The organism is Catellatospora methionotrophica (genome assembly GCF_011297335.1).
Classification (GTDB): domain Bacteria; phylum Actinomycetota; class Actinomycetes; order Mycobacteriales; family Micromonosporaceae; genus Catellatospora; species Catellatospora methionotrophica.
Window position 1 is genome coordinate 687,207 of the sequence record NZ_JAAOTJ010000001.1, and the last position, 12,441, is coordinate 699,647.

Genomic DNA, 12,441 nt, shown 5'->3' on the forward strand with positions numbered 1-12,441 from the left:
ACCGCCGTTAACGTCGTGCCGAGTCCCGACAGAAGGAGGTCGAATATGAAGAGGATGCTCGAAACCCTGGGCGAGCGCATGCTCGGTGCCGTGGTGCCCAAGGCGCAGGCCGCCGCCGCCACGTGCAGCCCGAACTCGTCGTGGTGGGCAGGCTACTGCTACTGCAGCGGCGGACGCCCGTACTACTACCGCTGCAAGTGCAACAGCAGCGGCTCCGCGTACACCTGCACCTGCACGTACCGGTCCGGCATCGGCACCTGCTAGCAGCGCAACGACCCGGTGACGGCTCCGCCGCACAGCAGGTTCAGGTCGTCACCGGGGCGGGCGGGCACCCCGGCCAGCAGCGCCCTGCCGCGCTCGGTGTGCCCGGCGGCCGCGACCGGTTCCCCCACGTCCTCCGACAGCCTGCCGCGCATCAGCGCGGCCACCCCTTGCGCCCAGCTGTCGCGCAGCTCGGCGCAGGCCCGCTCGGCGGCGGCGGCGTCGTCGATCGCCTCGGCGGTGCGGCCCAGGCTGCGCAGCGCTTCGGCCCGCCACAGCAGCACCCTCCCCAGGTACGTGCGCACCCCGGCGTCCCGGCACCGGTCCAGCGCCCCGGTCAGCTCCGCGACGGCCTGCTCGTGCCGCCCCACCAGCGCCGACACCTTGCCCAGGCCGTAGCCGCTGATCGCCTGCCCGATCAGGTCCCCGGCGTCGCGGCGCAGCGCCAGCGCCAGCCGTAGCTGCTGCGCGGCCTCGCCGTAGCGGCCCAGGTGGCACAGCACCTCCGCGGACTCGTTGCGCGCGATGCCCTCCCCCACCGCCATGCCCAGCCGGGCGTGCAGCGCCGCGCTGCGTTCCAGCGCCGCCAGCGCCCGCTGCGGCTCCCCCGCCCGCAGGTGCGCGATGCCCAGGTGCGACAGGCATCCGGCCATGCCGTGCTCGTCGCCGCCGTCGCGCCGGATGCTCAGCACCTCGTACAGGTGAGTCAGCGCCTGCCCGGGCCGGCCGCGTTCGGAGTGGACCACCGCCAGCGCGACCCGCGACGCCGCCTCGGCCCTGCGGTCGCCCGCCTCGATCGTCGGGCCCAGTGACAGCTCGGCCAGTTCGGCCAGCTCGTCCCAGTAGGCGTGGGTGGCCAGGTACTGGTACATCGCGGCCATCAGCCGGGGCAGGTAGCAGGTGGCGGCCGGGCCGTACTCGGCGGCCTGGCGGGCCAGCGCGAGGATGCTGTGCCGCTCGTGGGCCCACCAGACCAGGGCCGCGGCGGCGTCGGCCAGCTCCACCGGCCGTACGGCGGGGGCATGCCCGACCCGCTCGTCGTCGTTGACCGGCATCGGCCGGATCAGCTGCCGGGCGTGCAGGCTCGAATCGAGATACCAGGCCAGGGCACGTTCCAGGGCCCGCTCGCGGTCGGCGGGCGCGACGGCGTCGGCCGCCAGTTCCGCCGCGTACAGCCGGACCAGGTCGTGCATCCGGTGCCGCCCGGACTCGTCGGGTTCCAGCAGGCTCGCCTGCAGCAGCCGCCCGAGCGCCTCGTCGGCGTCGGCCGGGAGCAGGTCCAGCACCGCAGCGGCCAGCGAGGCGGTGATCGACGGCAGGCGCAGCACACCGAGCAGCAGGAGCAGCCTGCTCGCCTGGCGGCCCGGCCCGTCGGCGGTGCGGGACAGCTCGCCGACGCTGACCTCCAGACTGGACCGCACCGCCAGGTCGGAGAAGGCCAGGGTGTCCAGCCGGCGGCGCTCGTCGGCGAGCTGGTCGGCGAGCGTGGCGGGCGTCCAGTCGGGACGGGCGACCAGGCGCGCGCCGACGATGCGCAGCGCCAGCGGCAGGTGGTCGCACAGCCGCACCAGCTGCCGCAGCCGATGCGGCTCGGCGGCGGCCCGGCCGGTGCCGACGACAGTGTTCAGCAGCTCCATCGCGGGCTGCTCGGCCAGCGGCCCGAGGCGTACGTGGTGGACGCCGTCGAGCGCGGCCAGATGCCGCCGGCTGGTGATGACGACGGCGCAGCCGCCGATCGCGGACAGCACGGTGCGCAGCTGCGCCTCGTCCACGGCGTTGTCCAGGACCAGCATCAGCCGCCGCCCGGCCAGCAGCGTCCGGCACCGGCCCGCGACCTCGTGCAGGCCGGACGGCACCTGCCCGCCGGGCACCCCGAGCGCCCGCAGCAGTCGGCCCAGGATCTCGGCGGGCTCGGCTGGGGGCAGGCCGACCGTCGCCCCGTGCAGGTCGAGGTACAGCTGCCCGGCCGGGAACTCGCCGGCGAGCCGGTGCGCGGCGTGCACGACGAGCGCGGACTTGCCGACCCCGCCCGACCCGTGCACCGCCACGACCGCCGAGCCGGGCTCGGCCCGTACGGCCGCGAGCAGTTCCGCCAGCGCCGCCTCGCGACCGACCAGCGCGACGACGTCGCGTGGCAGGTCACGTGGGATGCCGTCGTCAACGGACACCGGTTCGGCGGGCCCGGGCGAGGACCGGCGGCCGGGATCCGCTGCCGCCTCACCGGTCCGGTCACCGAGGACCGGCTCGCGGTGCAGCACCGCCCGGTGCACGCGGGCCAGTTCCGGGCCGGGGTCCACACCCAGCTCATCGGCGAGGACCTGGCGCGCACTGCCGTACGCGGCCAGCGCGCCCGCAGTGTCGCCGACCGCGTACAAGCCGCTGACCAGCAGTGCCCACAGCCGTTCCCGGAGCGGATGGGCGGCGGCCAGGCGGCGCAGCTCCGCGACGACCGGCGCGCCCTCGCCCTGGCGCAGCCGCACGTCCAGCCACGCCTCGACGGTGCTCAGCCGCTGCTCGTCCAGTGCTTCCAGGGCGACGCCGAGGCCCTGGGGGAAGCGGGGCACATCCTGGGCCGCCGGTCCGGTCCACAGCGCGAGCGCCCGCCCGAAGTGCCCGGCCGCGAGGGCTGCGTCTCCGTCGGCGGCGGCCTTGTGCCCGGCGTCTACCGCCTGGTCGAACACGCACGCGTCGACGGTGTCGGGGTCGGCCTCGACCAGGTATCCCGTGGTCCGGCCGAGCACCGGTGACGCGCCGGTGGCCTGGCCGAGCGCGGTCCGCAGCCGCGAGGCGTAGGTGCGCAGGTTCGCCACCGCCGACGCGGGCGGCGGCCCCTCCCACAGGGCGGCGATGAGCCGGTCGAGCGGAACCACGGTGTTGGGTTCCAGCAGCAGGGCCGCCAGCAGCGTGCGCTGCTTCGACGAGCCCAGGTTCAGGGTCGTGCCACCCGCCTGCACCTGCACCGGACCGAGGATGCGGAAACGCAGGTCCAACGGGCTCCTCAGCGGTGCGGCCAGCGGCGGGATCGACGGCCGCGCGTATCGCAACGGCGTGTCGTCGATCGATCTCATCAGGAGAAGGCCGCGACGGCAAGCGCGAACGTACAGCCCGTGTACATCGCGACGCGGCCGGCAGGGCGGGTGCCCTGCCGGCCGCGCGGACCAGAGGTCGTGATCAGAGCAGGCTGGCCCCGTAGAAGGTCAGCGAGCCGACGTACGGGCTGAACAGCGGCCGCCGGACGGGCGCGTAGAACACCCGGTAGGAGCCGGTCTTCCACACCCCGAGCGAGATGCAGGGCGTGTCGAGGTAGCCGGCGGTGATCGTGCCGCGGGCCAGCGCCGCGATCTCGATCTTCAGCGGCCACTTGATGAACAGGCCGTGCGAGTAGACCGGGCCGCCGCTGTCGCCGGGGCCGGCGATGCAGTTGCCCGCGGTCGGGGTGCCCGGCACCTTCGCCGCGTACGTCATCGGAGCCATGCCCAGCACGCTGGTGTTGACCGCGTACACCTTGGCGTTGCAGTGCTCGCCCGTGAACGAGCCGCCGGTGCAGATCCAGTTGCCGACGTAGTCGGCGGTGGAGCCGCCGACCCGGATGCTCGACGAGCTGTTCCACGCTCCGGTGTAGATACGCCCCGCGAAGGTGCGGTTCGCCGGCCGGTTCAGCATCTGCGTGTCGCGGGAGTTGACATCGGCGACGATGCTGGTGTTCGGCTGCGTCGGGTTGCCGATCCGGGCGACCTGGCCGTTGTTGCCGCAGTGCCCGGCGGTGAGCATCCGGGGCTGCCCGCCCCAGGTGACGCTGAAGCCGGTCGAGCAGGAGCCGCCGAGGCTCAGGTTGCTCCAACGGGCCCCGCCCCAGTACGGCGAGATGTCGTTCTGCCGGTCGAACAGCAGGTCCGGCGCGCGTTCGACGGTGACCGACAGCGGCAGGCGTGCCTCGGACAGGATCGCCTGGCGGTCCGCTTCGGTGCCCACCGTGACGGCCAGGCCCGACCCGTCGACCTGCGGCGCGGCGGTCCCGACGCGGCTGTCGACACCGAGCCGGTCGACCTCGGCGGCCAGCTCGGCCTCGCTGTAGCGGGCGGGCAGGAACCGCACCCCGACACCGGTGCGGGCGGCGCGCTCGCGGGCGTCGGCGGGCACCTCGCCCTTCCAGTAAACGTGCAGCTCGCCGTTCTCGGGGGCGGCGATCGTGCCGGCATAGCCGGGCGAGTCCACCGACAGGATGTCGTCGGCGGCGGTGTTGAGGCGGGTCTGCGCCTCGCTGAGGTCTTCCCAGGTCCGGAAGCCGCCGGGAACGGCTTCGGCGGGGGCCACACCGGGGGTGTCGGTCTTGGGCTCCTCGGCGGCCGAGGCGCCCGTGGCGGGTAGGAGCACGGCCATGACCAGAAGCGCCGTGACGCTCCAGCCGATCCTGGCACGGGGGGACGGGGTGTCAGTCATGGCAGCCATCGTCGGAGAGCGGACCGCGGCGGGCGGGCCGACTTGAACATCGTTGACCATCATTGTGTCGCGTACCATGGGCAGTCTCGGCATCGTCTACTGAGGAGTCTGATGGCCGACGGGGGCACCCTGCAGGACCTGGCCCGGATGCTGCGCCAGCTCAAGCGGCGCGACGCCCGCAGGCGCGGCGGCACCGAGCTGACCTACCGCGCACTGGCCGCCCGGACCGGCTGGTCGAACGGCATCATCGCGCACTACTTCACCGGCAAGACCCTGCCGCCGACCGACCGCTTCGACACCCTCGTCCGGCTTCTCGGCGCCTCCCCCGCCGAGCAGGGCAAGCTCGCGACCCTGCGCGACCGCGCCGACGAGGACCGGCGGCAGCAGGCCACGCCGGGCACCCACGCGGTCCGCCTACTCGGCCCGATCGAGGTCACCGGCCCCCGTGGGCGCGCCACGCTGGTCGGCGGCCGGCAGCGCACCCTGCTCGGCCTGCTCGGCCTGCGCGCCGGCAACCCGGTGTCGCACACCCGGCTCACCGAGGCGCTGTGGGGCGAACGGCCACCGCGCACCGCGACCGCGTCGCTGTACTCCCACATCGCCCGCGTACGCCAGGCGCTCGACGACTGCGGCCTGCCCGGGGTCCTGCTCACCCGCGACTCCGGATACCTGCTGGACCTGCGCGCCGACGACGTCGACGTGGCCCGGTTCCACGACGACGCCGCCCGGGGCAGCCGGGCCCTGGCCCGCGGAGCAGCCAAGGAAGCCGTCGCCCACCTGCTCGACGGCCTGGCGCACTGGCGCGGCGAGGCCTTCGAGGACGCCGAACCCACCGGCTGGGCGGCCGCGGAGGTGCGGCGGCTGACCGAAGCACGGATGCGCTGCCTGGACGAACTGTGGGACGCCCGCCTGCGCCTGGGCGAGCACGCCGCCGCCGTCGACGAGATCGAGCGGCTGCTCGCCGCCGATCCGGGACGCGAGCGCCTCGTCGCGCTGCTGATGCTGGCCCTGTGCCGCTCGGGCCGGCACGCCGACGCCGTCAAGGCATACCAGCGCCTGCGCGGCCACCTCGCCGAACACCTCGACGTCGAGCCCGGCCCGCAGCTGCAGCGGCTGCACCTGGCGGTGCTGCGCCGCGACGCCACCGCCGGTCTGGACGGTCCACCAGACGCGCCCCGACCGGCGCAGCTACCGGCCGTGGCCGGGCATTTCACCGGCCGTGGACCGGAGGAGGCCTCGCTCGACGACCTGCTGACGCGGTCCGGATCGATCGCGGTCGTCTCCGGGCCCGGCGGCATGGGCAAGACCGCGCTGGCGGTGCACTGGGCCCGGCGGGTCCTGGACCGCTACCCCGACGGGCAGCTGTTCCTCGACCTGCGCGGACACGATCCGGCCACCGCGATGCCCCCGCAGGAAGCCCTGGCCCTGCTGCTGCGGTCACTGGGCGTCAGCGCCGACGCGGCCGGGCCCGATCCCGGGGCGTACCGCTCCGCCCTGCACGAGCGTCGGATGCTGGTCCTGCTCGACAACGCCGGTTCGGCGGAGCAGGTCGCGCCGCTGGTGCCGCCGAACGCGGGCAGCCTGCTCGTCGTCACCAGCCGCCACCAGCTCCCGGAGCTTTCCCTCGACCACGACGTCGCCGCCGTCCGGCTCGACGCGCTGCCCCAGGTCGACGCGGCGCTGCTACTGCGCAGGGTGCTCGGCGACGACCGGGTCGACCGCGAGCCCGAGCAGGCCGACCGGCTGGTGGAGCTGTGCGGCGGGCACCCCCTAGCCCTGCGTATCGCCGCCGCGAAACTAGCCGCCCGGCCCCTGCGCAGGCTCGCAGAACTGGTCGAGGAGCTGTCCGGGGACCGCCTCGACGCGCTGTCGATGCCCGGCCACCCCGGCGTCCGGGCCGTGTTCACCGCGACCTACCAGACGCTGAGCCCGGCGGCCGCGGCCCTGTTCCGCCGCCTGGGCCACCATCCCGGCCCGACGTTCACCACGCAACTGGCCGTAGCGGTGGCCGGGCAGCCCGCCGAACCGGCGCTGGACGAGCTGGCCGCCGCACACCTGATCACCGAGGTCGCCGAGGGCCGGTTCCGGTTCCACGACCTGATCCGCCTGTACGCCCTCGGCCGCGCGGACCCCGACGAGGCCGCCACGGCCCGCACCGCGCTGTTCACCTGGTACCTGGCGCTCGCCGAGGTGGCCAACCAGCTGCTGGAACCCGCCCGCGACCGGGTGAAGCTGTCCTGGCAGAACCCGCCCCCGCACCTGCCGCCGCTGCCGGACACCACCCGCGTGCTGACCCTGCTCGACGAGGAACGGCCCAGCCTGCTGCCGATCGCCAGACTGGCCGCCGCCCACGGCGACGATCGTGTCACCTGGCAGCTGACCTACCTGCTCGCCAGCTACTACACCCACCGCGGCCACTGGACGCACTACACCGAGCTCTGCCGCGAAGGCCTGGCCGCCGCGCTGCACCTCGACGACCCGGTCGGCGAACGGCTCATGCGCAGCGGCCTCGGCGTCGCCTACAACGTCACCCACCGCCACGACGACGCCCTGGAACAGCTCACCCGCGCCCTGGAACTGATGCGCGAAGGCGGCGACCAGCGCGGCCAGGGCATGGCGCTGAACAACATCGCCCACGCCCACTCACAACTCGGCCGCCTCACCGCCGCCCGCGACGCGTTCGAGCAGGCACTCGACCTGCACACCGCCGACGACCACCTGCCCGGCATCACGCTGGCGCTCAACAACATCGCCGACATCCACACCCGGCTCGCCGACTTCCCCGCGGCCTTCACCGCCCTACGGCGGGCGCTGCGCCTCGCCCGCGACCTCGGCAACTCCCACCTCGAAGGCGCCGTGCTGCAGAACCTCGGCGAGACCCTGCTGGCCACCGGCGACGAGGACGCGGCACTGCACCATTTCGGGCTGGCCCTGGCGATCCGGCGGCACAGCGGAGAGAAGCGCCGCGAGGCCGAGACCGCCAACGCCATCGGCCTGCTGCACGTGTCGCGCGGCGACCACGCGAGCGCCCTGGACCACTTCGGCAGGGCGCTCGCGCTGTCGCGGGAGATCGACGACCGGCGGCTGCAGTCGACGACGCTGGCGAACATGGCGCTGCTCGGCTAACGCCAGACCGTCACCCGAGCACTGCCCGACACGACCACTCCCCCGGAATATGACGAGATGACGACCTCCAGGTGCTTCCCGGGCTGCGTGAACGCGTGCGGCAGCAGCTGGATGGGGACGATCACGGTGGTCGCGCCCGCAGGGATCGTGATCGTACGGTCCACGGCCACGTAGTCCAGGCCGGCTGTCAGGCCGCCGTCGAAGGTCCGGAAACGGACCGTCTGCGCGGTGGGCAGCGCCCCGTTGGTGCTGAGAGGCGTGGGCATGATGTTGCCCGACTCGACGGTGCACGGCGTCGCGGTGCCCCAGTCCGGATCCGGTGCGGGTCCGGCCGACGGCGACAGCGACGGCAGCGGCGTGGGCGGTGGCGCGGACGCGCGGGGTTCCAGCAGACACAGCCGGTGGTCCACGGTCGCGGCGCGGATCCCGGTGTCGTCGTCGAAGACCCGGCCCCGGCCGACCGGGTAGCGCACCCGGATGTTCTGGCTGGGGCTGCTCAGGGTGACGGTGAAGTCCTTCAGCAGTGACTCGGCCAGGCCGTCGTCGGCGATGGACGCCCGCACCCGCCGGTCGCCGGTGTCGCCCGCCGACCACTGCAGCACCCCGGCGGCGAGCTGGTAGTCGCCCGGACGCCCGGCGGTGCCGTCGGTGACCGTATAGGCCACCGAACCCGCTGCGGCGCATGACGCCGTGTACACCGTGAAGGTCAGCACCTGGCCCGCCTCGGACACGGTGACCTGCGGGTCGATGGCGACCGACCGCTCGCAGTCGGCGGCCGCGCCGGGCTGCACCGCGACCGCGGCAGCGGCGATCACGGCGGCGAGCGCCGTCAGCGCGGCGCCGAGTGTGGGCAGCATCCTCGATTTCATCGTCATCGATGCATCATCGGGCACCGAGCTTGTGGCGACCTTGTGGGACACATGCCAAATTCATCCACGACCCTGGGTGGCTTGCCGGGATGGGCCCCGTCTGCGTCATCCGCTGGCTCGCGCCGATTCCACGCGAGCTGCAGCCGTAGCCGACCGCGAATGATCGGAACCTGCGGCCACTGGCGATAAGCGATACCGGTATCGGATGCCCGTAGATCGTCTGACGCCGCTGGTAACCTCGGCCGCTGATCTTTCTGGACGGCTGGCTGAGGAGAGTACTTGTGGCTGAGGTGGCGCTGCGATCGATCGTCGACTCCGACCTCGACGCGCTATTCGAACTGATGCGCGATCCCGAGGCCGTCCGGATGGCCGCCTTCACGGCGGCAGACCCCGACGACCGCACCGCGTTCGACGCCCATATGGCTAAGATCCGCACCGCTCCACAGGTGACCAACCGCGCGATCACTGCGGATGGCCTCCTCGTCGGCAGCGTCGCCAGCTTCGTCGTCGACGGCGACACCGAGGTCACCTATTGGATCGACCGGTCGTTCTGGGGACAGGGCATCGCCACCCGCGCACTCGCCCTGCTCCTGGAGAAAATTGAAGTGCGGCCGGTGTTCGCTCGCACCGCCAGTGACAACTTGGGATCGATCAAGGTCTTGCAGAAGTCGGGATTCACGGTCACGGGCACGGAGAGAGGGTTCGCCAACGCGCGTAACGAGGAGATCGAAGAGACGCTCCTCCGCCTCGACGGCCCGGCGTAGGCCACCCGTCGGGAGTCCTGCGCCAGAATGCTCCGGAAGTAAGCCGTCAACGCCCCTGGGTCATTGTCGGCCTAGGCGAAGGACTCCGGCTGCGGCACGATCGCGCCAGCCGCGTAAACGCTGAAAGCGAATCAGGGTACTCCTCGCACGGATCCAGTCGGCCCGGGTCCGTGTCTGTGCGGCCGGTTACTAGGCATCCATGATGGCGAGCCGGTCACCACGGAACAGAGTTCAGTTGGAGGAACCACCTCACGTAGGCGGGGAACCTCGGGCCGAACCTGACATGGGTCTGCAAGTCCGGGATACCCCGCATGCGCGGGGAGCAGGGCACCTCGTAGCCGACGACAGAGCCTGCCGCGGGATCACCCCCGCGCATGCGGGGGTGATCCCTTGTCGCGGCCGATCGTCACCGTGTCGAAGGTCTGCTCCCCGCGCACGCGGGGGTGATCCCCCAGTACTGGGTAGTGGTGACCGCCGGGGGCTCTGCTCCCCGCGCACGCGGGGGTGATCCCGGTTGGAGGACACGCGGGGGTGATCCCGGTTGGAGGAGTCGAGCCGCGTGCGCCGGGAGCTCCCCGCGCACGCGGGGATGACCCATTCCGCGCGGAACTGATCTGCGCAACATACTGCTCCCGCGCACGCGGAGGTGATCCCCCGAGCCCGTCGCAGATCGCCCAGGAGACGTACTGTTCCCCGCGCACGCGGGGTGGTCCCGAGTTTCTCCTCGGACTACACCAGCACCTCCGCCCGCCAACGGGCCCTCGCCAACTGCAGCGCGTGGCCGTCAACCAGAGGTGCGGCAAGGCCAGTGGTTAGCGGGGTCCGACGGTTTCGAGCTGGTCGCGGATGAGCGCCTCGTAGAGGTGGCCGCGGGCGATCAGTTCGTCGTGGGTTCCCTGCTCCACGAGCTGGCCGTCCTCCATGACCCCGATCAGGTCGGCGTTGCGTACGGTGCTGAGCCGGTGGGCGATGACGATGCGGGTGCAGGACAGGGCGGACAGCACCTCGTCGACGCGGCGTTCGGTGACGACGTCGAGGTGGCTGGTCGCCTCGTCGAGCAGCAGCAGCGGGGGCTGGTGCACGAGTGCGCGGGCCAGGGCCAGTCGCTGGCGCTGGCCGCCGGACAGGCCGCCGCCGCCTTCGGTGAGGCGGGTCTCGTACGCCATGGGCATCTGCATGATCTCGTCGTGGATCTGGGCCCGCTGGGCGGCCAGCACCACCTCGTCGTAGACGGCGTTGGGGTGGCCGAGGGAGATGTTGTCGCGGATGGACCCGGCGAACAGCGCGGGGTCCTGGGTGACCATGCCGCACCAGCGGCGTAGCTGCCGGAAGTCGAGGTCCTGCAGGGGCCTGCCGTCGAAGCGGACCTGCCCTTCGGTCGGCACGTACAACCCGATGATCGACTTGGCGAGGGTCGTCTTGCCGGAACCGGTGCGGCCGACCAGTGCCACCTTCGCCCCGGCGGGGATGTGCAGGTCGACGCCGCGTACGGCCCAGCCGGCGTTGGCGCTGTAGCGCATGCCGACGCCGTCGAGGGTGACCTGGCCGGTGATGCGGGTCGCCGGGCGGTCCACGGAGCGGTCCTGTTCGGTGGACTCGTCGAGCACGTCGCGGATGCGTTCGAGGTGGGTGCCGACGGTCTGCAGCTGCCGGGCCGTGGTGACCAGGCCCATCAGCGGCGTGAGGACGGCCCCGGCGAGCGCGTTGAGGGCGAGCATGGTGCCCAGTGACATCGATCCGGCGACGACCTGGTGCGCGCCGAACCACAGCAGCAGCATCGGTGAGCCCATCCGGAACACGCTGAGGACAGCTTCCAGGACCGTCTCCAGCTGGCGGCGGTGCAGCGAGGCGGTCTGCCTGGTCTGGAACAGGCCCGACCAGCGGCCGAGGACCTGCTGCTCGGCGCCCATCGCCTTCACGGTCTCGGCTCCGGCGAGCACTTCGACGGCGTAGTTCTGCTCTTCGGCCTGGGCGGCGATGTCGCGGTGGGTGCGTTCGCGCATCGCTCGGTAGGTGGCCAGGACCGCGCCGAGTTGGAGCAGGCCGAGTCCGAGGACGAGCCAGGCGTAGAGGGGGGTGAACGCGAGCAGCAGTGCGGCGTAGCCGACGACGAACAGGCCGTCGAGGATCAGGGACATGGTCTGGCTGGTGAGCATGTCGCGGATGACGGTGTTGCTGGACATGCGCATCAGCAGGTCGCCGCTGCTGCGGAGCTGGAAGTAGGAGTACGGCAGGGCGAGCAGGTGGTCGAAGAAGCGGCGCATCATGCTGTCGTCCATGCGGGCGTGCAGGACGTTGAGGGCCATGCCGCGGGCATAGCCGCCGACGGCCTGGGTCACCAGCAGTAGGCACATGCCCAGGCCGACGGCCGCGAGCGCGTCGGCTTGGCCCTGCCCGATGACGACGTCGACGGCGAACTTGGTGATGAGGGCGGGCAGCAGTACGGCCAGCTGCAGCAGCAGCGAGACGAGCAGGACCAGGGCCAGCAGCGGCCGGGAGAACGTGAGCATGCCGCGGGCGAAGCGCAGTGACGCGAGCCGTCCCGGCCGGGGCCGCCGCTGGAATCCGGCGTCGGGGCTCAGTTCGATGGCGATGCCGGTGAAGCCGTCGCCGAACTCGTCGCGGTCGATGCGGCGGCGGCCGAGGCCGGGGTCGACGACGAGCGCGCCGCGCCGGTCCCACTTCTCGAGGACCAGGTAGTGGCGGAAGTTCCAGTGCACGATGGCGGGCAGTCGCAGCTGCGGCAGGCTGTCGAGGTCGACGCTGACGCCGCGGGCGCGCATGCCCAGCTGCCGGGCGAGCTGGGCCATCTGCAGGGCGGTCGCGCCGTCGCGGCCGATGCCGAGCTGCTCGCGGCATTCGGCGACGGTGGTCCAGCGCCGGTAGGCGCTGACGACCATGGCCACGCACGCGGCCCCGCATTCGGTGGCGCTCATCTGCAGCATGACGGGCACCCTGCGGCGGGGTCGTGGCGCTTTCGC

Annotated in this window: 7 protein-coding genes; 3 read left to right on the forward strand and 4 right to left on the reverse strand. The window is 72.7% G+C overall.

The genetic code is table 11. The features are described from left to right. Positions 1-45 precede the first annotated feature (45 nt). Positions 46-264: a hypothetical protein gene (locus HAV40_RS03090; protein WP_166378741.1), complete on the forward strand. Its 219-nt coding sequence runs from the start codon at positions 46-48 to the stop codon at positions 262-264. Here HAV40_RS03090 and HAV40_RS03095 read toward each other — a convergent pair. Together HAV40_RS03095 and HAV40_RS03100 are read right to left on the reverse strand one after the other, a co-directional pair. Then, a complete protein-coding gene (locus HAV40_RS03095; RefSeq protein WP_166378743.1) occupies positions 261-3,329 on the reverse strand; it encodes an AfsR/SARP family transcriptional regulator in 3,069 nt (1,022 codons plus the stop codon). The two genes, HAV40_RS03090 and HAV40_RS03095, sit on opposite strands and share 4 nt — an antisense overlap. Before the next feature lie 103 nt (positions 3,330-3,432). Next, entirely contained in the window at positions 3,433-4,701 is a 1,269-nt protein-coding gene (locus HAV40_RS03100) for a S1 family peptidase (protein WP_166378745.1), read from the reverse strand. Positions 4,702-4,812: 111 nt separating this feature from the next. Here HAV40_RS03100 and HAV40_RS03105 point away from each other — a divergent pair, with 111 nt between their 5' ends. Next, complete coding sequence (locus HAV40_RS03105; RefSeq protein WP_166378747.1) at positions 4,813-7,827, forward strand: BTAD domain-containing putative transcriptional regulator; 3,015 nt, start codon at positions 4,813-4,815, stop codon at positions 7,825-7,827. Here HAV40_RS03105 and HAV40_RS03110 read toward each other — a convergent pair. Continuing rightward, positions 7,824-8,702, reverse strand: a complete 879-nt coding sequence (locus HAV40_RS03110; RefSeq protein ID WP_166378749.1) for a Calx-beta domain-containing protein — start codon at positions 8,700-8,702, stop codon at positions 7,824-7,826. The two genes, HAV40_RS03105 and HAV40_RS03110, sit on opposite strands and share 4 nt — an antisense overlap. 275 nt (positions 8,703-8,977) lie before the next feature. Between HAV40_RS03110 and HAV40_RS03115 the strand changes: the two genes are divergently transcribed. Continuing rightward, positions 8,978-9,460, forward strand: coding sequence for a GNAT family N-acetyltransferase (locus HAV40_RS03115; RefSeq protein ID WP_166378751.1), 483 nt, complete (start codon positions 8,978-8,980; stop codon positions 9,458-9,460). An 812-nt stretch (positions 9,461-10,272) separates the two neighbouring features. Here HAV40_RS03115 and HAV40_RS03120 read toward each other — a convergent pair. Beyond that, complete coding sequence (locus HAV40_RS03120; RefSeq protein WP_166378753.1) at positions 10,273-12,405, reverse strand: peptidase domain-containing ABC transporter; 2,133 nt, start codon at positions 12,403-12,405, stop codon at positions 10,273-10,275. Positions 12,406-12,441: the final 36 nt, after the last annotated feature.